Origin of the sequence: Aeromonas sp. S11(2024) (assembly GCF_041402345.1) — a bacterium.
Taxonomy (GTDB): domain Bacteria; phylum Pseudomonadota; class Gammaproteobacteria; order Enterobacterales; family Aeromonadaceae; genus Aeromonas; species Aeromonas veronii.
Genome location: NZ_JBGLRC010000006.1, coordinates 42,616 through 65,132, shown reverse-complemented (window position 1 = coordinate 65,132; position 22,517 = coordinate 42,616). Strand labels below are relative to the sequence as shown.

The 22,517-nt window shown below is 60.5% G+C and carries 21 protein-coding genes; 15 read left to right on the top strand and 6 right to left on the bottom strand.

What is annotated here, in order from left to right; genetic code table 11:
- Positions 1–97: 97 nt before the first annotated feature.
- Positions 98–1,420: an outer membrane channel protein TolC gene (gene tolC, locus ACB040_RS07450; RefSeq protein ID WP_236297687.1), complete on the top strand. Its 1,323-nt coding sequence runs from the start codon at positions 98–100 to the stop codon at positions 1,418–1,420.
- A 116-nt stretch (positions 1,421–1,536) separates the two neighbouring features.
- On the opposite strand, the gene hldE is transcribed toward tolC, so the two are convergent.
- Positions 1,537–2,964 (bottom strand): bifunctional D-glycero-beta-D-manno-heptose-7-phosphate kinase/D-glycero-beta-D-manno-heptose 1-phosphate adenylyltransferase HldE, encoded by a 1,428-nt coding sequence (hldE, locus tag ACB040_RS07445; protein ID WP_005335903.1) that lies wholly within the window; start codon positions 2,962–2,964, stop codon positions 1,537–1,539.
- A gap of 204 nt (positions 2,965–3,168) precedes the next feature.
- Between hldE and lpxL the strand changes: the two genes are divergently transcribed.
- The 8 genes from lpxL (at position 3,169) to ACB040_RS07405 (ending at position 11,549) form a co-directional block, all read left to right on the top strand.
- Positions 3,169–4,092: an LpxL/LpxP family Kdo(2)-lipid IV(A) lauroyl/palmitoleoyl acyltransferase gene (gene lpxL, locus ACB040_RS07440; protein WP_270659191.1), complete on the top strand. Its 924-nt coding sequence runs from the start codon at positions 3,169–3,171 to the stop codon at positions 4,090–4,092.
- Positions 4,093–4,605: 513 nt separating this feature from the next.
- Positions 4,606–5,199 carry a TetR/AcrR family transcriptional regulator gene (locus tag ACB040_RS07435; protein WP_338772670.1) on the top strand — a complete coding sequence of 198 codons (594 nt, stop codon included), beginning with the start codon at positions 4,606–4,608 and terminating at the stop codon, positions 5,197–5,199.
- A gap of 34 nt (positions 5,200–5,233) precedes the next feature.
- Entirely contained in the window at positions 5,234–6,280 is a 1,047-nt protein-coding gene (locus ACB040_RS07430; protein WP_338772672.1) for a heparan-alpha-glucosaminide N-acetyltransferase domain-containing protein, read from the top strand.
- 454 nt (positions 6,281–6,734) lie between these two features.
- The gene (locus tag ACB040_RS07425; RefSeq protein WP_076493337.1) at positions 6,735–8,657 is read left to right on the top strand and encodes a PTS mannitol transporter subunit IICBA; all 1,923 of its coding nucleotides are present in this window, start codon (positions 6,735–6,737) and stop codon (positions 8,655–8,657) included.
- A gap of 37 nt (positions 8,658–8,694) precedes the next feature.
- A complete protein-coding gene (locus ACB040_RS07420) occupies positions 8,695–9,840 on the top strand; it encodes a mannitol-1-phosphate 5-dehydrogenase (protein WP_168797185.1) in 1,146 nt (381 codons plus the stop codon).
- Positions 9,841–9,973: 133 nt separating this feature from the next.
- A complete protein-coding gene (locus ACB040_RS07415; protein WP_005335907.1) occupies positions 9,974–10,495 on the top strand; it encodes an MltR family transcriptional regulator in 522 nt (173 codons plus the stop codon).
- A gap of 168 nt (positions 10,496–10,663) precedes the next feature.
- Positions 10,664–11,236, top strand: coding sequence for a DNA-J related domain-containing protein (locus tag ACB040_RS07410; protein ID WP_338772677.1), 573 nt, complete (start codon positions 10,664–10,666; stop codon positions 11,234–11,236).
- A 64-nt stretch (positions 11,237–11,300) separates the two neighbouring features.
- Complete coding sequence (locus ACB040_RS07405) at positions 11,301–11,549, top strand: hypothetical protein (protein WP_005363113.1); 249 nt, start codon at positions 11,301–11,303, stop codon at positions 11,547–11,549.
- Positions 11,550–11,609: 60 nt separating this feature from the next.
- On the opposite strand, the gene ACB040_RS07400 is transcribed toward ACB040_RS07405, so the two are convergent.
- On the bottom strand, positions 11,610–12,122 hold the full coding sequence (locus ACB040_RS07400; RefSeq protein WP_005354921.1) for a mechanosensitive ion channel domain-containing protein: 513 nt from the start codon (positions 12,120–12,122) through the stop codon (positions 11,610–11,612).
- A 13-nt stretch (positions 12,123–12,135) separates the two neighbouring features.
- Positions 12,136–13,101 carry a zinc transporter ZntB gene (gene zntB / locus ACB040_RS07395; RefSeq protein WP_005341467.1) on the bottom strand — a complete coding sequence of 322 codons (966 nt, stop codon included), beginning with the start codon at positions 13,099–13,101 and terminating at the stop codon, positions 12,136–12,138.
- A gap of 140 nt (positions 13,102–13,241) precedes the next feature.
- On the opposite strand from zntB, the gene ACB040_RS07390 reads away from it, so the two are divergent.
- Both ACB040_RS07390 and ACB040_RS07385 read left to right on the top strand, forming a co-directional pair.
- Positions 13,242–13,691, top strand: coding sequence for a YaiI/YqxD family protein (locus tag ACB040_RS07390; protein ID WP_371154002.1), 450 nt, complete (start codon positions 13,242–13,244; stop codon positions 13,689–13,691).
- A 125-nt stretch (positions 13,692–13,816) separates the two neighbouring features.
- Positions 13,817–14,317, top strand: coding sequence for a metal-dependent hydrolase (locus ACB040_RS07385; protein ID WP_041234360.1), 501 nt, complete (start codon positions 13,817–13,819; stop codon positions 14,315–14,317).
- A gap of 64 nt (positions 14,318–14,381) precedes the next feature.
- On the opposite strand, the gene ACB040_RS07380 is transcribed toward ACB040_RS07385, so the two are convergent.
- Positions 14,382–15,587 carry a NupC/NupG family nucleoside CNT transporter gene (locus ACB040_RS07380; protein ID WP_005363118.1) on the bottom strand — a complete coding sequence of 402 codons (1,206 nt, stop codon included), beginning with the start codon at positions 15,585–15,587 and terminating at the stop codon, positions 14,382–14,384.
- A 542-nt stretch (positions 15,588–16,129) separates the two neighbouring features.
- On the opposite strand from ACB040_RS07380, the gene dbpA reads away from it, so the two are divergent.
- Both dbpA and ACB040_RS07370 read left to right on the top strand, forming a co-directional pair.
- Positions 16,130–17,509 (top strand): ATP-dependent RNA helicase DbpA, encoded by a 1,380-nt coding sequence (dbpA, locus tag ACB040_RS07375; protein ID WP_127006049.1) that lies wholly within the window; start codon positions 16,130–16,132, stop codon positions 17,507–17,509.
- 89 nt (positions 17,510–17,598) lie between these two features.
- Positions 17,599–17,889: a YkgJ family cysteine cluster protein gene (locus tag ACB040_RS07370; RefSeq protein WP_371153999.1), complete on the top strand. Its 291-nt coding sequence runs from the start codon at positions 17,599–17,601 to the stop codon at positions 17,887–17,889.
- 27 nt (positions 17,890–17,916) lie between these two features.
- Here ACB040_RS07370 and ACB040_RS07365 read toward each other — a convergent pair whose 3' ends face one another.
- Entirely contained in the window at positions 17,917–18,324 is a 408-nt protein-coding gene (locus ACB040_RS07365; RefSeq protein WP_069554668.1) for a hypothetical protein, read from the bottom strand.
- 267 nt (positions 18,325–18,591) lie between these two features.
- On the opposite strand from ACB040_RS07365, the gene ACB040_RS07360 reads away from it, so the two are divergent.
- Positions 18,592–19,986, top strand: coding sequence for a PepSY-associated TM helix domain-containing protein (locus ACB040_RS07360; protein WP_371153997.1), 1,395 nt, complete (start codon positions 18,592–18,594; stop codon positions 19,984–19,986).
- Positions 19,987–20,061: 75 nt separating this feature from the next.
- On the opposite strand, the gene ACB040_RS07355 is transcribed toward ACB040_RS07360, so the two are convergent.
- Positions 20,062–20,967, bottom strand: coding sequence for a 1,4-dihydroxy-2-naphthoate polyprenyltransferase (locus ACB040_RS07355; protein WP_181281657.1), 906 nt, complete (start codon positions 20,965–20,967; stop codon positions 20,062–20,064).
- A 208-nt stretch (positions 20,968–21,175) separates the two neighbouring features.
- Here ACB040_RS07355 and ACB040_RS07350 point away from each other — a divergent pair, with 208 nt between their 5' ends.
- A complete protein-coding gene (locus ACB040_RS07350; RefSeq protein WP_371153994.1) occupies positions 21,176–22,498 on the top strand; it encodes an isochorismate synthase MenF in 1,323 nt (440 codons plus the stop codon).
- Positions 22,499–22,517: the final 19 nt, after the last annotated feature.

Below are 22,517 nucleotides of genomic sequence, written 5' to 3'. Positions count from 1 at the left end.
TATAGTAGAGTGATTAAGCTGCAATCAAGCTTGGTCGGTGACAATATTTGCCTCTCCAGCAACCAGTTTGGGTTACTACATAAGGTTAAAACGATCTATGAAAAGAACACTTTTGTCAGTCATGGTGTTGCTGGGCGTCAGTGCCGGTGCCCATGCCGAAAACCTGCTCGACATCTACCAGCAAGCCCAGATCAAAGACCCGCAGTTGCTGCAGTCCAAAGCCGTTCGCGATAAAGCCTTCGAGCAGATCAATGAATCCCGTGCAGCCCTGCTGCCCCAGATCAATCTGGGTGCTGACCTGAAGTACCTGCAAAACGAAAACGATACCCAGACCAACAACAGAGCCTCCGGTTCACTTTCACTGGATCAATCCATCTATCGTCGCAGTAACTGGGTCAATCTGGATATCTCCGAGAAGAGTGCAACCCAGAATGACGTAGCCTACAACCTCGAAATCCAGAACCTGATGGTGCGCACCGCCAAAGCCTACTTTGATGTGCTCAAGGCGATGGATACCCTGGAGTTCGTCCGTGCCAACAAGGTTGCGGTAGAACGTCAGCTGGAGCAAACCCAGCAGCGTTTCGAAGTGGGCCTGACCGCCATCACCGACGTCCATGAAGCGGAAGCCTCCCGTGACCAAGCGCTGGCTGACGAGATCAATGCCGAGAACGAGCTGGACAACAGCTATGAGACCCTGCGCGAGCTGACCGGTATCGATCACCGCAATCTGGACGTGCTGAACACCGATCGTTTCAGCCCGCAGAAGACCGCTTTCGGCTCCGACAAGTGGCTGGAGCTGGCGCTGGACAAAAACCTGCAACTGCACAGTGCCCGCATCAGTAAGGACATTGCCAAGGAGCGGATCGATCTGGCCAAAACCGGTCATGAGCCGACGCTGGATCTGGATGCCGGACTGCAGACCAGCAATACCGATTACAAGCTTGATAGCATTCAGAGCGGTGGCAATGACAATCAGGCCAATATCGGCCTGACCTTCAAGCTGCCGATTTACAGTGGTGGCGCCACCAGCTCCAAGGTGAAGCAGGCTCAGTACGACTACGTGGCGGCCAGCGAACTGCTGGAGAAGAACTTCCGCTCGGTGCAGAGCACAGTGCGCTCCTCCTACAACAACGTGAACGCCAGCATCGGCTCGGTTCGCGCCTACAGCCAGTCAGTGGTCTCCGCCGACAGCGCCCTGAAGGCGACCGAAGCCGGTTACGAAGTGGGTACCCGTACCATCGTCGACGTACTGGACTCAACCAAAAAGCTATATAGCGCCAAGCAAAAGCTCTCCGAAGCCCGTTACAACTATATCCTCAATATCCTGAGCCTGAAGCAGGCTGCCGGTGTGCTGGAAGCGCAGGATCTGGTGGAAGTGAACCAGGGTCTGATGCCTGCCACGGCAAAAGCCAAAGGCTGATAGCCGCTATCGTGCATGAAAAAGGCGACCGCAAGGTCGCCTTTTTGTTATCCGTATTTCGGTCGGCTTGCAGCCGCCGATAGTGAGCCCCGCCAGATTGCGGGGCCAGCAGAACGTTAGCCGCGCTCGCGGATCGTCTTGATGATGTCGGTGGTGGAGCAGCCATCCTCGAAGTTGAGAACGCGCACCTCACCGCCATTGGCAGTCACTTCGGCGTAACCGGCGATATCTTCCGGCTTGTAGTCACCGCCCTTCACCAGCAGATCGGGCAGGATCTCGGCGATCAGGCGCTGCGGGGTATCTTCACCAAACGGCACTACCCAGTCCACCGCGCCCAGCGCAGCCAGCACCGCCATGCGGCGCTCGGTCGGGTTGACCGGACGACCCGGCCCTTTCAGACGGCGAACCGACTCGTCGGTATTGACCGCCACGATCAGACGATCCCCCAGCTTGCCGGCGTTGGCCAGATAGGAGACGTGACCGGCATGCAGGATGTCGAAGCAACCGTTGGTCATCACCACCTTCTCGCCACGCAGACGGGCGGCACGAACCGCCACTTTCAGCTGGGCTTCGGACATGACGCCGAAGCCGGTCTCCTGCTCGGTATAGAGGGCGTTGGCCAGCTCGACCGGACTCACGGTAGAGGTACCCAGCTTGCCGACCACGATACCGGCAGCGGTATTGGCCAGTGCGCAGGCTTCGTCCAGGCTCTTGCCTGCCGCCAGCGAGGTGGCCAGAGTGGAGATGACGGTATCACCGGCACCGGTCACATCATAAACCTCGTGGGCCTGAGCCGGCAGATGCAGCTCCGGCTGACCTTCGCGGATCAGGGTCATGCCGTTCTCGGAACGGGTGACCAGCAGGGCATCCAGCTCGAAACGCTTGACCAGATCCAGCCCCTTGGCGACCAGCTCCTCTTCGCTCTTCACCTTGCCTACCACAGCCTCGAACTCGGACATGTTGGGGGTCAGCAGAGTGGCACCGCGATACTTCTCGAAGTCGGTCCCCTTGGGGTCGACCAGCACCGGAATACCCGCGGCTCGGGCGCGCTGGATCATGCCGGGCACGTCGTTGAGAGCCCCCTTGCCGTAGTCGGAGAGGATCATCACGTCGCTATTAGGCAGCGCCTGCTCGACCTTGCTCATCAGCAGGGTGGCATCGACGGAGTGGAAGGGCTCTTCAAAGTCCAGACGCAGCAGCTGCTGGTTGCGTGACAGCACCCGCAGCTTGGTGATAGTCGGGAAGTCGGCCAGACGAACGAAATCACAGGCAACCTTGACGCCAGCCATCTGGCCAGCCAAAGCATCGGCAGCCTCGTCCTGACCGGTCAGGCCAAGCAGCACAGCGTGAGCGCCAAGGGCGGCGGAGTTGAGGGCCACGTTGGCCGCGCCACCGGGACGCTCCTCAATGTGTTCAACCTTGACCACGGGCACCGGCGCCTCGGGGGAGATCCGACCGGTAGGGCCATGCCAGTAACGGTCCAACATGACATCGCCAACGACCAGAACGCGGGCTTTTTCAAAATCGGGCAGGGTGATCTTCATCTGTATCGACTCTCAAAACCTGAAAAATCAGCGGGCGATTTTATCACACTCTTTTATCCGGTGTAGAAAAAGCCGACCGCGGTTGCCGCCGCTGTCACGCTAACCGGACGCAGGCTACCCCTCTGACCAGCACACAGCCATTCGCCCCCGCCCCCCCTTTTCGGCTAGAATCCCCCGATTGTGTTTGCGAACAAGAGATTAGCCATGGCCCACGACAACGCTCCTCGCCTGGAGCCCCGCCTGTTTCATCCCCGTTACTGGGCCAGCTGGTTCGGCCTCGGCCTGCTCTGGCTGCTGACCCTGCTGCCGTGGCGCAGCCAGATGTGGCTGGGTCGTCAGCTCGGTCAGCTTGCCGCCAAAGTGCTCAAGTCACGGGTGAAGATTGCCCGTCGCAATCTGGAGCTGGCGATGCCGGAGCTGACTCTGGCCGAGCGCGAGAAGCTGCTCAAGCAAAACTTCGAGAGCGTGGGCTGCGCCGTATTCGAGGTGGGTATCGCCTGGTTCTGGCCGGACTGGCGGATGCGCAACCTGATGAAGGTGGAAGGGGAAGAGCATGTCATTGCCGCCATGGAAAAAGGTCAGGGCATGCTGCTGCTCTCCTGCCACTTCCTGACGCTGGAACTCAACGCCCGCTGTTTCGGTCTGGTACGGCCAGGGGTCGGCGTCTATCGCCCCAACACCAACCCGGTGCTGGAGTATGCCCAGTATCACGGTCGCTGCGCCTCCAACAAATATCTGGTAGACCGGATGGACGTGAAGGGGATGATCAAGGCGCTGCGCAACGGTGACGCCCTCTGGTACGCGCCGGATCACGACTATGGCTCCCACGCCAGCGTGTTCGTGCCCTACTTCGCGGTGGAGCAGGCGGCCACCATCACCGGCACCGCCACTCTGGCGCGGGTGAAGAACACCGTCACCCTGCCCTGCTACAACATCCGCACCAGCGAGGGTTACACCCTCCATATCGGGGCGCCCCTCGCCGACTACCCGAGTGGGGATGACATGGTCGATGCGGCTCGCGCCAACCGCGAGATTGAAGCCGCGGTGCGCAAGGCGCCGGAGCAGTACATGTGGCTCCATCGCCGCTTCAAGACCCGCCCCTCCCCCGAGGATGCAAGCTTCTACTAAGCCGCAGCCCCGACAGGGCTCAGATCGCAAAAACCGACAAACCGCCTGCTGGCGGTTTGTTTTTATCTGCTATCAGCCCTGTGCGGCAAGCAAGCGCCCCGAACATCAGCCGCGCAATCACACCCGACATTTTTCCTCCCATAACAATCAGCAAGCAGCAAAAATAGTCATAAGGCCGCAACCCTGCGGACTTTTCATAGCCAACCGGAAGACGATGTCTCCGCTCTCAGATCCTTTGAGCCAACAGGCGAGCGATTTGAGGCGTGAGCTGCCCCACGAACAGAGACTCATAAAGTCCCCGCCGTAATGATCATGACGTTGACCAACTTGGCTTTTCCGGGAAGAGCAGTAGCAGTTCGCCGGGATAGCTTGCACCGATGTCTGCCAACCAGCCAGTTTTCCCCCTTCTTGGCCAATAATGGCTTGCTTATTGATCACACCAGGAATAAGGTGAATTTCACCACAAAATGAACGAACGTTCGCTCAAAGACATTCGACTGAGAGACGCAGCCCATGCCCATTAATCACTTCCGTTTAGAGCAGCGGCGAGAACTGATCATTCAGGCAGCCCTCGGCTGCTTCATCGAGCGAGGCTTCCACCAGACAGGGATGCGCGACATAGCCACCGCCGCAGGGGTTAGTCTGGGCAACCTCTATAACCACTTCGCCCGCAAAGAGGAGCTGATCGCTCTGATCGCTTCGCTGGAAGCCGGCGAGTTGCAACCCCTGTTGGATGAGCTAGATCAGGGCTCCGCCCGCACGGCACTGGCCCGCTTTGCAATCGGCTATCTCGCTTGGTCGCAGACACCGGAGAATCTGCTGCTCGGCACCGAAATCCTGGCCGAGCTGACCCGCCACCCCGAGATGGCAGCCACCTTCGCCAGCAACCAGCGTCAGATCTGCGATGCCCTTGCCAGTACGATACGGCGGGGACAGCAGGAGGGATGTCTGGAGGCAAGACTGGACCCCACTCTCACCAGCCAACTGCTGCTGGACGGGCTGGAAGGGCAGGCTCTGCGCGATGCACTTCTTCTCCATCCGGGTCAGCCCTCAGCGGCGCAGCGACTGCCACAGCTGCTGGACCTGCTGCTGGGGCCAGCCAACTGAGCCATGGATTCATCTTCTGCGAGGCAAACCAATCATGACTTCGTCATCCAATAGACTGGAGGGACTGGATCTGGCCCGCGCCATGGCCCTGCTCGGCATGGTACTGGTGAACTTTCGCATAGCCATGGGAGTCTTGACCGGCGGACCTGACTGGCTCAAAGCCATACTGGATGCGCTGGAGGGCCGTTCTGCCGCCAGCTTCGTGGTGCTGGCTGGCATTGGGCTGGGGCTGTCAACCCGCAAGCTGGCATGGCCGGCAGCCATGACCCACACCGCCAGGCGGGCGCTATTCCTGCTGATCTTGGGCCTGCTCAACTACTTGGTGTTTCCAGCCGACATCATCCACTACTACGCCGTCTACTTTCTGCTAGGGGCCTGCTGTCTCAGGCTTCCCTCCCCTTGGCTGCTAGCCCTTATACCGCTGCTGGCGGCGACCTTTGTCGGCCTGCTGTTCCTGCTCGATTACGATCGGGGCTGGCAGTGGCAAAACTTCAGCTATCCCGAGTTCTGGACCCTGGCCGGCTTCATCCGCAATCTGCTGTTTAACGGCTGGCACCCGGTGGTGCCTTGGCTGGGCTTTCTGCTCTACGGCCTCTGGCTGAGCCGCCAATCTCTGGCCAACCCTGCCACCCAGCGGTGGCTACTGGCTGGTGGGGTAAGTGCCATGGCGCTGGCCAAGGGGCTGTCACTCTGGTTATCGACCCTCTTATCTAACCTCGAGCTGGCGCCACTGCTGACGACCCAACCCATTCCCCCGGTGCCGCTATATCTGTTGTTCGGCATGGGAGCGGCCAGCACCCTGATCGCACTCTGCCTCTGGCTGGGGCGCGCCCTGCCCGAGGCCCACTGGTGGCGAGTTTGGCTGCCAGTCGGCCGGCAAACCCTGACCCTCTATCTGGCCCATATCATGCTTGGCATGGGGACGCTGGAGGCGCTCGGCTGGCTGCAGGGGCAGGATCTGCCCGAGGTGGTGCTGGCCGCCAGCCTCTTCGCCCTGGCGGCGCTGCTGTTTGCCAATCTCTGGAATCAGCGCTTCGAGCGAGGCCCGTTGGAGTGGTTGATGCGCCGGCTCTGCGGCTGAAACACATCATGAAAAACTGAAAGCGGGTTACAAATTTATTGATTCATTGGTAAGCAATGGAGTATTTCGATAGATCCATCGCCACTACCCACTGATGAGTAATTGAGTGATTTGTCCCATTCGAATACAAAAATTGAATTTGTGACAAAAGTCACCATTCAACAAGAGAGCCACAAAACAACTTTAGTGACTTGAGTCACAAAAAATGACCATGCAAAACAGAAAAGATCGAAATGTAGCCGAATTACAGCATGTGAATGTGACGCAGGTCACTGGTTCTGGAGGGGGTATGACGGGGTATCTGAGAGGTGGATCACAAGACACCCCGTTTTCAGCCTAATTTGATCGCAAGCTGGTAGATTGAAGTTGCTTAGACGACCGGGATGGCGGTTCGGCAAAACCGGCCATCCCGACTACCACTTTTAATCAAACAGGCTTAAAACGGGGTCCCGACATGTTATCACCGGATACCAAAGTCAAGATACAGAATTTTGGACGCTTCCTGTCCAATATGGTCATGCCCAACATAGGCGCCTTTATCGCCTGGGGCTTTATTACCGCCCTCTTCATCCCCACCGGCTGGCTGCCCAATGAAACCTTGGCCAAGCTGGTCGGCCCCATGATCACCTATCTGCTGCCGCTGCTGATTGGCTACACCGGCGGCAAACTGATGGGCGGTGAGCGCGGCGGCGTGGTAGGTGCCATCACCACCATGGGCGTCATCGTGGGCACCGACATCCCCATGTTCATGGGCGCCATGATGGTCGGCCCGCTCGGTGGCTGGGCCATCAAGCGCTTCGACAAGGCGATGGACGGTCGCGTCAAGAGCGGCTTCGAGATGCTGGTCAACAACTTCTCCGCCGGCCTTATCGGCATGCTGCTGGCCATCCTCGCCTTCTTCGTGATTGGCCCCTTCGTCAAGGTGCTCTCCGGCCTGCTTGCCGGTGGCGTCGGCTTCTTGGTGGACAACCACATGCTGCCGCTCACCTCCATCTTCGTCGAACCGGCCAAGATCCTGTTCCTCAACAACGCCATTAACCACGGCATCTTCTCGCCGCTGGGGATCCAGCAGGCGACCGAGCACGGCAGCTCCATCTTCTTCCTGATTGAAGCGAACCCGGGCCCGGGCATGGGCGTGCTGCTGGCCTACATGGTGTTCGGTCGTGGTGCGGCCAAGCAGTCCGCGGCTGGCGCCTCCATCATTCACTTCTTCGGTGGCATCCACGAGATCTACTTCCCGTATGTGCTGATGAACCCGCGCCTCATTCTGGCGGTGATCGCCGGTGGCATGACCGGGGTCTTTACCTTGACCCTGTTCAACGCCGGTCTGGTCTCACCCGCGTCGCCGGGCTCCATCTTCGCAGTGTTGTTGATGACGCCGAAAGCCTCCCTGATCGGGGTCGCCCTCTCCATCATCAGCGCCACTCTGGTCTCCTTCCTGGTCGCCGCCGTATTCGTTCGCGCCCAGCAGCCGGAAGCCGACGAGGCCGATGCCCTCGGTGAAGCCACTCGCAAGATGAAAGCCATGAAGGGCGGCAAGCCCGAAACCGCAGCGGCCAAGAAGCCGGGCGGCGAACTGATGGCAGTGCGCAATATCGTAGTTGCCTGCGATGCGGGGATGGGTTCCAGCGCCATGGGCGCCGGCATGCTGCGCAAGCGGGTACAGGCCGCCGGACTCGATATCAGCGTGACCAACCGCGCCATCGATCAGCTCGACGATCAGGTGGACTGGGTCATCACTCACAAGGATTTGACCGAGCGGGCCCGTCGCCATGCGCCGAACGCTCACCATATCTCGCTCACCAACTTCCTTGACAACGGCCTCTATCAGGAGCTGGTACAGAGCCTGAGCCGCGCCGCCAACGATGACGTCGCCAACCCGCAACTGCTGGTGGCCGCCAACGACGACAGCTACGAGCCGCAGGCAGCCGAAGTCTTTACCCTGAGCCGTCATGACGTGCATCTGGGACTGAAAGCGGACAACAAGGAGGCTGCAATCCTGACCGCAGGCCGACTGCTGGCGGAGCGTGGCTACGTGGCGCCCGACTACGTCAACGCCATGCTGGAACGTGAACAGCTGGTCTCCACCTACCTCGGAGAATCCATTGCCGTGCCCCACGGCACCATCGCCGCCAAGGAGTTTGTGAAGCGTACCGGCATCGTCATCTGCCAGTACCCGGCCGGGGTCGCCTTTGGCGAGGCTGCCGATGAGGTAGCACGGCTGGTGATCGGTATCGCCGCCCGCAACGACGAACACATGCAGGTGATAACCCGCCTGACCAATGCACTGGATGAACCCGGTCTCATCGACCGGCTGGCCAGCACCACGGATCCCCAGGCCTTCCTGGATCTGCTGGGTGCCGAACAGGCTGCGTAATCATCTTTCATCGTCTTTGGTTCAAGAGGTTAATATCATGAAAACATTGCATTTTGGTGCTGGTAACATCGGTCGCGGCTTTATCGGTAAAGTGCTGGCGGATGCCAGCCATCAGGTCACCTTCGCCGACGTCAACGACACCCTGATCGACCAGCTCAACCACCGTCAGGAGTACAAGGTCCATGTGGTGGGGGCAGATCAGAAGCTGGACGTGGTGCGTAACGTGGCAGCAGTGAGCTCCGCCGGTCACGAGGTGATCGCCCGTATCATCACTGCCGATCTGGTCACCACCGCGGTCGGCCCCAACATTCTGGACAAGATTGCCAGCACTCTGGCCAAGGGGCTGCAAGCCCGCTTCGATGCCGGCAACCTGACACCGCTGAACGTCATCGCCTGTGAAAACATGGTGCGCGGCACCAGCCACCTCAAGCGGGAGGTACTCAAGTACCTGCCGGTCGCGTATCATGCCACGCTCGAATCCTGTATCGGCTTCGTCGACTCGGCGGTGGATCGCATCGTGCCGCCCGCCGCGGCTGCCAACGATGATCCGCTGGAAGTGACGGTAGAGAGCTTCAGCGAGTGGATCGTCGACCAGACCCAGTTCAAGGGGGAGCTGCCACAGGTGGCGGGCATGGAACCCACCGACAACCTGATGGCCTTCGTCGAGCGCAAGCTGTTCACCCTCAACACCGGCCACATCGTCACCGCCTATCTCGGCAAACTGCGGGGCTACCGCACCGTGCGCGAGGCGATCGAAGATCCGGTGATCCGCAGCAAGGTACGCCGCGCCATGGAGGAGAGCGGTGCCGTGCTGGTAAAACGCTACGGCTTCGACCCGCGTCTGCACGCCGCCTACATCGAGAAGATCCTGGCCCGCTTCGCCAACCCCTATCTGGTGGACGAGATTGACCGGGTCGGTCGTCAGCCGCTGCGCAAGCTGGCGGCGGGAGATCGACTGGTGAAGCCGCTGCTGGGCACCCTGGAGTACGGCCTGCCCAACGAGCAGCTGCAGGAGGGGATCGCCGCGGCGCTCCACTATCGCAATGCCGATGACCCGCAGGCGGTGGAGTTGCAAGCCCTGCTGGCGGAGCTTGGCCCGGCCAAAGCGCTGGCCCGCGTCACCGGACTGGATGAAGAGAGCGAAGTGGTTAGCGCCATCGTCGCCCGTTACGAAACCCTGTAATGACCCTGCTTGCGGCGCATTCAGCCACCACTGATAGCGTGCCAAGCGCTTGAATGGCAAGGGAATGTGCCCCATATGATAAAAACCGGGAGAGAGGCCCACTCTCTCCCTGTCAGCTGGACCCAATGCACCTATGACCACACACCAGGAAGATGAAGTACTGGAACGACTGAACGAGCAGGATGGCCCCCGCGGCTTCTTTCTCGAAGCCGTGACCATCCTGGAAGAGGCGGTCGACTCCCTGATGCGACGCGCGTTCCGTCAGGAGGAGTATGCCGTCAAATACGCCATCGAACCCCTGCTCAACCAGAGCGGCCCCCTCGGCCAGCTGGAGGTGCGCCTCAAGCTCATCTTCGCCCTCGGCCTCATCTCACTCGAGCGCTATCAGGATATCGAAGCCTATATCAAGATCCGCGACTTTCTGGTGCGCGACCCCAAGGATTACCGCTTCAGCGACAAGCCGATCCGCGATCTGCTCGACCGCCTGCACGGGGTCAATCAGGGTGGCATGATGAAGCTGGAGCCCCCCGCCAGCGAAGAGGATTGGGCCTTCTACCAGATGCAGCTCAACCGGCTCGATCAGATGGTGCGCTCCGCACTGGTACTGGCGCTGGCCGACTGTGTCGGCGAGCTCCACAAGGAGAGCCCCATCTAATCCGGCCACATGAAATGACATGACCGCCTGCTGGCGGTCTTTTTCTGCGCCGCCCTTGCCACCGCGTCTTGCCCCGCCCTCTGGCAGATGTCACTCTGGCTCATCGCCCCCTCGCCTGTACGGTGGCCCCAGCTGTCACCACTGCTCTCATCCGGAGGAATCCCCCCCATGAGCGACCAGAACGCCAACCCGCTGATCGCCCCTCTGCTGGTGCTGCTGCAACAGGCGGCGGGCAGCTACAAGGTGCATGAACTGATGGCGGCTCTGCGCCAGCAGGGGGAGATCCCCCGGCTGGCCGACGACGAGCAGTTGCAGCTGTTTCGGGTCAACTTCCTGATCATGAACGCCCTCTATCAGTTGCAAGCCGAGCTTTATGAAGAGGGTTGGTGGCTGGTGATCAGCACCCTGGATATCCGGCTCGAACCGCTGGCCGAGAACCTACAAACCAACCACGGCTTTGCCCTTGGCGAAAATCTGCGTAGCTACTATCTCGACTGGCAGGTGTTCTGGCAGACCGATCGTGCCGAAGTTGAAGCCCTGCTCAACCGCTTCTGGCGCGCTTATGACGGGGAGGGACACAAAGCCGAGGCGCTGGCCCTGTTCGAGTTGAATGAAGGGGCGAGTCAGGAGGCGATCCGCCGCCGCTGGCGGGAGCTGGCACTGCTGCACCATCCGGATCGGGGCGGCAATGCAGAGACCTTTATCCGCATCCGCTGGGCATGGCAGTGCCTGCGGGGCTGATCCCGTTGCCGCATATAAAGGGCAGGCATAGACTGGAGCTGGATATTCCCCACAGGAGAGCATCATGACAGTCAGTGAACTTCGTAAGCTCTATCAGCAACAGATCCTGCAAGAGGCTGAAATACTCCACGATGTGGCTATTCCCGGCTGGCTCATCGAATTCAGAGGCAAGGATGGCGCCCTCTACGAGCTGACCGACACCCTCGGCTGCCCGGTCAGTTTCGGCACCGTCGAGCAGGCCCGCGAACATCTGCATCAGGTGGCCGACTGCCCGGTTCAGGTGGAGCACCTCTACCGCTTCTTCGAACGCTAGCGCCATCCACCACACACTAAAAAGGCTCCCGAGGGAGCCTTTTGTTATTCCGGTTGCTTTCTATTCCGGTTGCAGCGGTTCCGCCACCTTGCCCTCCAGCTTCCTGACCGGCTTTTGCAGGATCAGGTTGGCTGGATAGGTGACCAGATCGCCGTTGTCATCACGCACCCGCACATAGAAGAGGCCGATCTCGGTGATGACGCCGGTGACCGAATCATCCTTGTCGAGGATGCGGATCCGGTCGCCAATCTTGTAGGGAAAGGCGAAGAAGATGGTGATGCTGGCGGTGATGTTGGAGAGGATCGACCACTGGGCGACCATGGCGACCCCCAATACCGCAAAAAAGGAGGAGGCGAGCACCACCAGTCGGGAGAAGTCGAGCCCCCACACCCCGGCCAGCACCAGCAAGGTGGCGCAGCCGAGCAGGAAGTGGAACACATGGGCCACGTAGAGCACCCGGTTCTCGCTCACCTGCCTGCTCTGACCGAGCGCCAGCAGGCTCTTGTGAATAAGCCGCCGGATCAGGGTATGCCCCAGCAACAGCAGCAGGGTCAGGCCAATTGATTGCCACATGGGTTATGCCTCCTTACCACCAGCGCCGATGTTTGAGCCAGATAGCCAGCCCGCTGGCCAGCGCCACCAGCGAACCACAGAAGACCCAGAAGGCAGTCGGATTCTCGGCCCCGGGGATACCGCCGAGGTTGATGCCAAACAGGCCGGTCAGGAAGCTGGCGGGCAAAAAGAGCAGCGCCATCACCGACATCTGGTAGGCGCGGCGGTTGGTCGCCTCCGCCATCAGATTGTTGATCTCGTCTGCCAGCACGGCGGTGCGTGCCACCCCGGCATCGAGGTCATCGAGCCAGCGCCGCAGCCGATCGGCGATATCGAGCAGACGACGGCGATCATCCTCATCCAGCCAGCTGATCTTCTCGTTGGCCAGCCGTGCCACCAGATCCCGCTGGGGGGAGAGGTAACGACGGATCATGATGAGCTGCTTGCGGATCAGCGCCAAGCGGCCATTGGCGGGCATGTCGCGCATCAGCACCATCTCCTCCAGATCGAGGATCTTGTCGTGCAGCTCCTCGACAAACTCCCCCGCCCGATCGGTCAGGGCATCGCAGATCTCCACCAGCCAGTCGGCCGGGGTATCGGCGCCCCCCCCCAGCTTGAGCTGGTTGAACACATCCTGCTCGGAGAGCAGCGGACGACGACGGCTGCTGATGATGAGATCCGGGGTGATGAAGATGCGCAGCGCCACCATCTCTTCGGGCCTGTGATCCTTGTTGTGGTTGATGCCACGCAGGATCAGCAGCACCGTCTCCCCCATCCGCACCAGCTTGGGACGATTGCTCTGGCCGAGCAGCGACTCCCTGGCCGCCTCGCTTAGCAAGGGGGTCTGCAACAGCCAGCGCGCCGAATCGGGATTGCCGTAATCCAGATGCAGCCAGCCGGGATGTGCCGCCGGGACTTCGCTTCCCGCCGTCAGCGGCGCCATGCCACCCTTGCCATCCAGGGTCAGGGCATAAATCACTTCACCGGGCACCCGATCCATCTCGTCTCCTTCTCGTTTCATGTGCTGGCCCCAGCTTACACCAAAGGTTGGGCCGACTCAGCCCCGCGCCGGGAAGGGGAGGCCTGTGTTAACATGCCCGCTCTCGTTTTCCATCCGCTTTCACTACAGGAAACCATGCCATGCCCATCTGGGTTGATGCCGATGCCTGCCCCATTCCGGTCAAGGAGATCCTCTACCGCGCCGCCCACCGCGCCCAGGTCGTCACCACCCTGGTGGCCAATCAGGGGTTGCGGGTGCCCCCCTCGCCCTTCATCAAAACCCAGCAGGTGGAGAAGGGATTCGATGTGGCAGATCATGTCATCGCCCAGCAGGTTCAGCCCGGCGATCTGGTGATCACCGGCGATATTCCTCTCGCCTCCTGGGTGATCGATGCTGGCGGCGAGGCGCTCAACCCCCGTGGCGAGATCTACACCCGCGAGACCATCAAGGCGCGGCTCGGCATGCGCAACTTTATGGAAGAGCTGCGCTCGGCCGGCGTGCAGAGCGGCGGCCCGGCCCCCTTCAATGCCGCTGACAAACAGCGCTTCGCCAACGCCCTCGACAAGTGGCTGGTCAAAGGCAAGCTGTAAAGAGACCCTAAAGGCGCCCAACATGGGCGCTTTTTCGCCGTAACATCCTGATTTTTAAAATAAGAGCTGACCACAACCGTCAGGCTGGTAAGATGCGCCGCCATCTTGTCCACGCCGTAATCATCATGACCGCCCAAGGGCACCTGCTCTTCTCCGTTACCTGCACCCTGATCGCCCATAAACTGCAGCTCACTCCGGCACTGGCCGATGCCAGCCTGTGGCAGACCATCCCTGCCGCGCTGGCCAGCGCCCTGTTGCCCGACCTCGACCACCCCAAATCGGTGCTGGGGCAACGACTGCCGTGGATCTCGAAACCTCTGTCGCGGCTGTTCGGCCATCGCGGCTTCACCCACAGTCTGCTGGCGGTCGCCGCCGCTGTCTGGGGGCTGAACCAGAGCCTGCCGCCGGACACCCTGCCCATGGGAGTCAAGGATGCCCTGATCGTCGGCTACCTCAGCCATCTGCTGGGGGACTGGCTCACCCCGGCGGGCATTCCGCTCTTCTGGCCCATCAAGCGCCGTTACCGCCTGCCGGGCTGGCCGCTGCGCAGCGGCGGTGCCATCGAAACCGGCTTTTGCACCCTCACCCTGCTGGTCGCCGGCTGGTGGTGCGGCTGGCGGCTGTGAGCCAGAAACAAAAAAGCCCCTGACGAGGTCAGGGGCTCAAACCGTGGCGGGTGCCGCCAGAGGATCAGATCATGATGCCAGCGATAACCGCAGAGAGCAGGCTGACCAGGGTAGAACCGTAGACCAGCTTCAGACCGAAGCGGGAAACCATGTTGCCCTTCTCTTCGTTCAGCGCTTTTACCGCACCAGCGATGATACCGATGGAGCTGAAGTTGGCGAAAGAGACCATGAAGATGGAGAGGATGCCGACGGTGCGCGGAGAGAGCTCGGCAGCCACCTTGCCCAGATCCATCATCGCCACGAACTCGTTGGTTACCAGCTTGGTCGCCATGATGGAGCCCGCTTGCAGCGCTTCACCACTCGGGATACCCAGGATCCAGGCGATCGGGTAGAAGAGGTAGCCCATGACGAACTGGAAGTTCACGCCAAATGCCATCTCGAACAGGTAGTTGATGAGGGCGATCAGGGCGATGAAGCCCACCAGCATGGCACCCACGATAACGGCAACGGTGAAACCGGCCATGATGTACTCGCCCAGCATCTCGAAGAAGTTCTCTTTCTTCGGCGTGTGGTGCTCGTCACCTTCGGCAATGGCCTTGATGTCGGTCACGGAGTTATCCGGCTCGTAGGGGTTGATCAGAGAGAGCACCACGAAGGTACTGAACATGTTGAGCACCAGCGCAGCAACCACGTAGCGTGGCTCGATCAGCTGCATGTAGGCACCGACGATGGACATGGAGACGGTAGACATGGCCGTCGCAGCCAGGGTGTACATCTGCTTCTCGTTCAAGTGCGGCAGGATGTTCTTGAGGGCGATGAAGTTCTCGGATTGACCAACAATCATCGAGCTGATGGCGTTGAAAGATTCCAGCTTGCCCATGCCGTTGATCTTGGCCAGCACGGTACCGATACCGCGGATCACCAGCGGCAGCAGGCGGATGTACTGCAGAATACCGATCAGCACGGAGATGAAGACGATGGGCATCAGCACCATCAGGAAGAAGGAGAAGGCCCCTTCGTTGACCAGACCACCGAACACGAAGTCGGTACCCTGTTTGGCAAACTCCATCAACTTGGTGAAGCCGGCCGCGAAGCCACCCACCACCGCCAGACCCACTTCGGAGTTCAGCATGAACCAGGCCAGCGCCAGTTCGACCACCAGCAGTTGGCCGATATAACGCAGCTTGATCTGTTTCCAGTTGTGGCGGTTAGCCAGCAGAGAGAGAGCGAGGACCATCACCAGTCCGAGCACAAAGTGAACGTATTCCATACCTGTAGCACCTGAGTAAATTGTAATTTTTGACCGGCGCCATCATAGACATTTGCACATTTAAAAATCAGATAGCCATCACAATCCCGCGCAATATTATGGAGGCAGGATAATACAAACGTTTTTAAATTAATTGTGCAATGAACTGATATTAATCGCGCAACACAGATAACATAAATCCTTTTAAAACATCATGTTGAGTAATGGCGAAGCCGTTTTTATGTTCTTTGAAAATATTTCATCAGCATTTTCGTAACATTCCCTGTGGCGCAGTAACTGCTCGCATAATATTTTCCAGTCATTATATTAAAATACTGAAAACAGAAAACGTTTATCCGCGATAAATAATTAGATGTGTGTTTGAAAAATAGTCCTTATTACATTGTCAGTGCTCGCCCGCGATTGGTTTGGCAACAAATGAACCTTTCATGGCCCCTCGTGGCCAGCCGTTCAAAAATCCGCCACATCCGGTGCCACATTCTGGTATGATGCGCGGCCTTAGCGCTCGCGCATCCCCGTTTTCTCCGAAATAGAGTCCTTTTGTGAACAACAGCGAATTTAGCAGCCTCAATCTCTCCCCCGCCCTGCAAGAGAACCTCACAAGCCTGGGTTACCTGCAGATGACCCCGATCCAGGCCCAGAGCCTGCCCCTGGTGCTCGATGGCAAAGACCTGATCGCCAAGGCAAAAACCGGCAGCGGCAAGACCGCCGCCTTCGGCCTCGGCCTGCTGGCCAAGCTCAACGTCAACCGCCTCGAAGTGCAGGCGCTGGTGCTCTGCCCGACCCGCGAACTGGCGGATCAGGTGGCTCAGGAGATCCGTCGTCTGGCGCGCGCCCTGCCCAACGTCAAGCTGGTGACCCTGTGTGGCGGTACCCCGACCGCACCGCAGTCCGCCACCCTGAGCTTTGGTGCCCACATCGCCGTCGGCACCCCGGGTCGCATTCTCAAGCATCTGGAGCAAGGCACGCTGGAGCTATCCGGCCTCAAGACGCTGGTGCTGGACGAAGCGGATCGCATGCTGGACATGGGCTTTGGCGAAGATATCAACCGGGTCATCAGCTATGCCCCCCAGCAGCGTCAGACCCTGCTCTTCTCCGCCACCTATCCGGAAGGGATCGCCCAGATGAGCCGCGGCGTGCAGCGCAATCCGGTCGAGGTGAGCGTGGAATCCCTGCACGAGGGGAGCGCCATCGAACAGAAGCTCTACGAAGTGCCTGCCGGCCAGCGCCTCGACGCCCTCACCTGGCTGCTGAGCCACTATCAGCCAACCTCCTGCGTGGTGTTCTGCAACACCAAACGCGCCTGTAACGACGTGGCCGACCATCTGGCCGCCAAGGGTTTCTCGGCGCTGGCGCTGAACGGCGATCTGGAACAGCGCGAGCGGGATCAGGTGCTGGTGCGTTTTGCCAACGGCAGCGCCACCATTCTGGTGGCCACCGACGTGGCGGCCCGCGGTCTCGACATCAAGGAGCTGGGCGCCGTCATCAACTACGAGCTGACCTATGATCCGGAAGTGCACGTGCACCGCATCGGCCGTACCGGTCGCGCCGGCCAGCAGGGTCTGGCCCTGAGTCTCTATCAGCCGAACGAGGCCCAGCGCGTCAACTTTATCGAAGAGTACCAGCAGGCTCCGATGCCGCTGGGTGATCTCGACAGCATCGGCCGCGACATCAAGCCAATCGCCCCGCAGATGGTGACCCTCTCCATCGATGCAGGCCGCAAGACCAAGGTACGGGCCGGTGACATTCTGGGCGCCCTGACCGGAGAAGGCGGCATTGCCGGTGCCGATGTGGGCAAGATCCAGATCTCCGAGCAGTACTCCTACGTCGCCGTGAAGCGCAGCGTGGCGAGCACCGCCCTCAAGCGGTTGCAGGAAGGCAAGATCAAGGGTCGCAGCTACCGCGCCCGCAAACTGGGCTAAGGTTCTTTGCAAGCCGTTAGCCAGACCACAGGCGCCTGACAGGCGCCTGTTTCATATCTCCGATGCCGCCATGCGGCAAGACAGGCACCATGACCCAAGCAATCCAAACCGATGTGAGCTGCCAGAACTGCGAAGCCTGCTGCTGCCGCCTCGAAGTGATGCTCTTTACCGATACCGGCGTGCCGGACCGTTATGTACTGGAACGGGATGGCGAGATACCGGTCATGCGCCGGCTGGACGATGGCTGGTGCGCTGCCCTCGACCGCAACACCATGATGTGCCATATCTACGAGGTGCGACCGCTGATCTGCCGCGAATTCGAAATGGGTGAACCCGACTGCGTTGACGAGCGGGACAAGTGGTTTATCAAGCTGGAGTGAAGCCCGTCCACGCGGGGAGCGGGGTGGTCAAGCGCTCGCAGGTTCACAGGGAGCGATGTTGAGCTGCTCTCCCAGCCACTGGATGGCCGCTGCCTCCTGCTCGAAGTAACGTACCGCCCGAAAGGGCAATCCCTTGAAAATGTTATCCGCCAGATAGCGCTTGAAGCCCCCCACGAAGACCACCGCCAGAAACTGACAGCCACTCTCGGCACACCAGCCAAACTGGCGACGAAAACGGGCCAGCACCTCGGGCCCGGCCGCTTCAAACTCGGTCGCGACCTCGACAATCCCCCAGGGGCCATCCATCAATCCGGCCAGTTCGTGACGAAAGCGCGCCTCATAGGCCATGGCACCAGCCAGATTGAAGGGGCCACTCGGGCGGCAGATCAGCATCTGGCCCCTGCGCTCCATGTCAAATTGCCCATGTGGCTGCATGACTGCTCCCATTCCGTTACCACCACCATCGCCTGCAAATTGTTACCACAAGGTAATAATTTATAAAGAAAAGTCCAGCAGCAAACAGGCTTTCCCCAAAGCGTGATCATCCTATCCAGCAAACCGTCGGCACCTCATGTTACCGACCCCCGCACTGAATCGGGCTCAAGATGTGTGATTGCAGTTAACGAAACGTTACTGCTATTATCCGCGCCGCCACAAACATTCCACCAGCCGAAAGGTTTGGCACCCCAACAAGGATGTGCAATGAAAAACAGGGACTTGAGTCATTACCAACGGATCTGGCGCTGGCACTTCTACGCCGGTCTCTTTGTCGCCCCTTTCCTGATCCTGCTGTCACTGACCGGGATCGTCTATCTGTTCAAACCCCAGCTCGACAACCTGATGTACCCAGAGCTGATGAAGGTCACCCCCGCCAGCCAGACACTGAGTGCCGACCAGCTGCTGACCAAGACGATGATGACCATGCCCGATGCCAGCCTGCGTAAGTACCTGCCGCCTGCCGCTCCCGATCTGAGCGCTCAGTTCATCGTCAATCGGGGTGAAAAGGAACTGACCCTGTTTATGGATCCCGCCAGCGGCGCCCTGCTCGGCACCATGGACAACAAGTGGAATCTGCAAGCGGTGGCTCGCTCCCTGCACGCCGACCTGCTGCTCGGCACCACGGGGGATCGGCTGATCGAGCTGGCTGCAGGCTGGGGGCTGGTACTGCTGCTGAGCGGCCTCTACCTCTGGTGGCCACGCAAGGGGCCCGGGGTGGGCGGCATCCTCTGGCCCAGAGTGAGCCAGCGCGGACGTCTCTGGTGGCGGGATCTGCACGCTGTGGTCGGCTTCTGGGGAGCCGGTTTCCTGCTGCTATTGCTGTTGAGCGGCATGACCTGGACCGGTTTCTGGGGCGATCAGTTTGCCGCGGTCTGGAACCGCTTCCCGGCCGCCATGTGGAACGAGGTGCCCAAATCGGCACCGCTGGCCCGCACCCTGAATCAGGCCCACGAGCAGACCGTCCCCTGGGCGGTGGAGAACACCCCTATGCCCAGCTCGCAGCCGATCGATGAGGGGCACGATCACGGTGCCATGAACCACGGCGAGCATGAGGGAGTGGTGATGGCAAGCCAGCGTATTGCGCTGCAACGGGTGGTCGAGATCGCCCATGAGCGGGGAGTCCAACCAGGTTACAGCATCACCCCGCCGGTCGGTGCCACCGGCGTCTACACCATCGCCCTGTTTGCCGACGATCCGCGCAACGACGCCACCCTGCATATCGATCAATACAGCGGCAAGGTGCTGGCCGATGTGCGCTGGCAGGATTACGGCACGGTCGCCAAGACGGTGGAGAGCGGCGTCATGCTGCACATGGGCAAGCTCTACGGCTGGCCCCATCAGCTCGCCATGCTGCTTATCTGCCTGATGGTGCTGGCCAGCGCAGTGAGCGGTCTGTGGATCTGGTGGTGCCGCCGCCCGCAAGGGCGTCTCGCCGCGCCGCCGCTGCCTGCCAAACTCCCGCCGATGCGCGGTGCCATCGCCCTTCTGATCCTGCTGGGGATCGCCTTCCCGCTGGTGGGCGCCTCCATGGTCGCCATCTGGCTGCTGGATACCCTGATTTTCTCCCGCCGCCCCCTCAGGGTGGCGCGCGCCAGCTAAACCCGCCAAAACCAAAAAGAGCTCCCATCTCGAGAGCCCTTTTCATTGTTCGCCTTGGCGCGCTGCGACCAGCGGTCAGGAGAGCGCCAACCCGATGGAGAGCAGCAGGCTGAACAGAAACGCGCTGATGGCGGTCTTCTTGAGGGAACCGGTCAGCACCTCGCCATCGTAGCTTTCGCGAAGGGTCTTGGCCGCATCGCTGAGAGGCTTCATGGCGGGCAAGAAGATCCACGGCCAGAAACTGGCGGGCTGGATCAGGATAAAGACGATGGTCGCCAGCAGCGCCGCCCCCAGCAGTACCCAGTGATAGGCGATGGCACGGTTGCGGCCAAGGCGCACCGCCAAAGTGATCTTGCCGCTGGCGGCGTCGGTCTCGATATCGCGCACATTGTTGATATTGAGCACGGCGGTTGCCAGCAGGCCACAGGCGGTGGCAGGCAATAGCAGATCCCACTCCAGCGTCTTGGTGAAGAGGTAGTAGGAGCCGAGCACCCCGAGCAGGCCGAAGAAGAGGAACACCGAGATGTCGCCAAACCCGCGATAGCCGTAAGGAGTCTTGCCGACCGTGTAGGTCACCGCCGCCACGATGGCCGCGCCACCCAGCACCACAAATGCCAAAATCTGTAGCCACTGGCCACCGAAGGCGCAGCCCAGCAACAGCAGGCCACTGGCCACCGCCGCCAGCGCAGTCAGCCCCATCGCCACGCACATCTGCTTTTTGGTGATAAGGCCGGAGACCACCGCCCGCTGCGGGCCGATCCGCTCACCGTTGTCGGCGCCGGAGACCGCATCGCCGTAATCGTTGGCCAGATTGGAGAGGATCTGCAGCAGGATGGCGGTCAGCAGGGAGAGCGCCATGATGGTGCCATCGAAGGCACCACGACTGGCAGCCAGCCCCGAGCCCAGCAGGATGGAAGAGCAGGCGAGCGGCAGTGTTCGCAAACGCGCCGCCAGCAACCAAACAGAGAAGGTATTTGTCATTTTGTGATGGCCAAACAATCGGATATTGATCGTGTTAAGGGTTATCGAACCGGATTTGGGTATACTTGGCCCCGGAGAGTGAAGCTCCCGCGGGCGATTTACATGGACGAATGGGCAGATAATATATAGGAAATCATCGCCCTTTGGCATAAACCTACGGCATCCAGCTACCGGATCGCTCGTTACTACCCGGCTCAGACAAGAATCCATGTTGGCTCAGACCCATATCAAGCAACAACTGGACGCCCTGCGTCACAGCAACGTCAGCGGCTTCGTACGGTTGCGAGTGGCGATCGAAATCCGCTCCTTTCTGGGCTGGCTCGCGGCGCAAACCCTCTATCCCCGCATCTACTGGCAGGCCCGTGGAGAGGCTCGTCCCGAGTATGTCGCGCTGGGCGCCATCCATGAACTGACCGAGCCGCACGCCATCAAGCAGGTGTGCACTAACACTGCCAACCAGCATCATGACGACAGCCCCCGCTACTATGGCGGACTGGCGTTTGATCCGGACCAATCCGGCTGGCAAGGGTTTGGCCCCTGCCGTTTCGTGCTGCCCCGCATCGAGCTGGTGCGCCGTGGCGAGTGCGTCAGTCTCTGCCTCAACCTCTGGCTGGATGAAAACAATCTCGAGGCCGAACTGCAGGCGGCCAACGCCGCTCTCGATGCCCTGCGCCCGGAAGCCCCGCTGCCCGCCCTGCAAAAGCAGCCCTGGCAGCGACAGGATTGCCCCGGTGCCGCCCAGTGGCAGACGCTGGTGGAGCGCGTCACCGCCCCCGATTTTCAGGCCCACACCCCCAAGGTGGTGCTATCGCGGGAGAGCCAGCTGACCAGTCCGAACCATGATGCGGATATCAATCCCTGGGCCATGCTCGACCAGTGGGCCCGCCATGCCCAGGACTGCTTCCACTTCGGTTTTCAATTCTCCCCCGAGCAGGCCTTTATCGCCTGCTCCCCCGAGCGGCTCTACCGCCGGGAAGATCGCCACCTCTTTACCGAGGCGCTGGCGGGCACCATACGCCGCTCCGGTGATGAAGAGGTGGATGCCCAACTAGCCGCCGAGCTGCTGGCCGACAGCAAGAACCGGCTGGAGAACCGGCTGGTGCACGCCGACATCCTCAGCCGACTGGCACCACTGACCCACGATGCCACACTGACCGAGCCGCGCATTCTCAAACTGCGGCTGCTGCAACACCTCAGGTGCGATATCGAAGCCGAGCTCAAGCCCGGGGTCTGCGACTGGCAGCTGCTCGACGCCCTCCACCCGACGCCGGCGGTGGGCGGCGCTCCGCGCGAGGCAGCGCTCGCCTTTATCCGAGAGTTCGAACCCTACGATCGGGGCTGGTACGCCGGAGCCTGCGGCATGCTGAGTCGGGAGACGTCCGAGTTCTCGGTCGCCATTCGCAGCGCCCGTATTCAACCGGGCAGCGTTACCCTGTTTGCCGGTGCCGGCATTGTCGCCGGTTCCGAGCCTGTCGCCGAGTGGGCCGAACTCGACAACAAGATCGCCAATGTGCTCTCCCTGCTGGGATAGTCATTCACCCTTTTCACGC

What these genes read in the sequence shown, in the direction of transcription:
- ACB040_RS07365 (WP_069554668.1), bottom strand. Translation starts at nt 18,324, where the DNA reads ATGCAGCCACATGGGCAATTTGACATGGAGCGCAGGGGCCAGATGCTG.
- lpxL (WP_270659191.1), top strand. Translation starts at nt 3,169, where the DNA reads ATGGCCCACGACAACGCTCCTCGCCTGGAGCCCCGCCTGTTTCATCCC.
- ACB040_RS07390 (WP_371154002.1), top strand. Translation starts at nt 13,242, where the DNA reads ATGCCCATCTGGGTTGATGCCGATGCCTGCCCCATTCCGGTCAAGGAG.
- ACB040_RS07420 (WP_168797185.1), top strand. Translation starts at nt 8,695, where the DNA reads ATGAAAACATTGCATTTTGGTGCTGGTAACATCGGTCGCGGCTTTATC.
- ACB040_RS07415 (WP_005335907.1), top strand. Translation starts at nt 9,974, where the DNA reads ATGACCACACACCAGGAAGATGAAGTACTGGAACGACTGAACGAGCAG.
- ACB040_RS07430 (WP_338772672.1), top strand. Translation starts at nt 5,234, where the DNA reads ATGACTTCGTCATCCAATAGACTGGAGGGACTGGATCTGGCCCGCGCC.
- hldE (WP_005335903.1), bottom strand. Translation starts at nt 2,964, where the DNA reads ATGAAGATCACCCTGCCCGATTTTGAAAAAGCCCGCGTTCTGGTCGTT.
- tolC (WP_236297687.1), top strand. Translation starts at nt 98, where the DNA reads ATGAAAAGAACACTTTTGTCAGTCATGGTGTTGCTGGGCGTCAGTGCC.
- ACB040_RS07425 (WP_076493337.1), top strand. Translation starts at nt 6,735, where the DNA reads ATGTTATCACCGGATACCAAAGTCAAGATACAGAATTTTGGACGCTTC.
- ACB040_RS07370 (WP_371153999.1), top strand. Translation starts at nt 17,599, where the DNA reads ATGACCCAAGCAATCCAAACCGATGTGAGCTGCCAGAACTGCGAAGCC.
- ACB040_RS07355 (WP_181281657.1), bottom strand. Translation starts at nt 20,967, where the DNA reads ATGACAAATACCTTCTCTGTTTGGTTGCTGGCGGCGCGTTTGCGAACA.
- ACB040_RS07400 (WP_005354921.1), bottom strand. Translation starts at nt 12,122, where the DNA reads ATGTGGCAATCAATTGGCCTGACCCTGCTGCTGTTGCTGGGGCATACC.
- ACB040_RS07385 (WP_041234360.1), top strand. Translation starts at nt 13,817, where the DNA reads ATGACCGCCCAAGGGCACCTGCTCTTCTCCGTTACCTGCACCCTGATC.
- ACB040_RS07435 (WP_338772670.1), top strand. Translation starts at nt 4,606, where the DNA reads ATGCCCATTAATCACTTCCGTTTAGAGCAGCGGCGAGAACTGATCATT.
- ACB040_RS07410 (WP_338772677.1), top strand. Translation starts at nt 10,664, where the DNA reads ATGAGCGACCAGAACGCCAACCCGCTGATCGCCCCTCTGCTGGTGCTG.
- zntB (WP_005341467.1), bottom strand. Translation starts at nt 13,101, where the DNA reads ATGGATCGGGTGCCCGGTGAAGTGATTTATGCCCTGACCCTGGATGGC.
- ACB040_RS07360 (WP_371153997.1), top strand. Translation starts at nt 18,592, where the DNA reads ATGAAAAACAGGGACTTGAGTCATTACCAACGGATCTGGCGCTGGCAC.
- ACB040_RS07350 (WP_371153994.1), top strand. Translation starts at nt 21,176, where the DNA reads ATGTTGGCTCAGACCCATATCAAGCAACAACTGGACGCCCTGCGTCAC.
- ACB040_RS07380 (WP_005363118.1), bottom strand. Translation starts at nt 15,587, where the DNA reads ATGGAATACGTTCACTTTGTGCTCGGACTGGTGATGGTCCTCGCTCTC.
- ACB040_RS07405 (WP_005363113.1), top strand. Translation starts at nt 11,301, where the DNA reads ATGACAGTCAGTGAACTTCGTAAGCTCTATCAGCAACAGATCCTGCAA.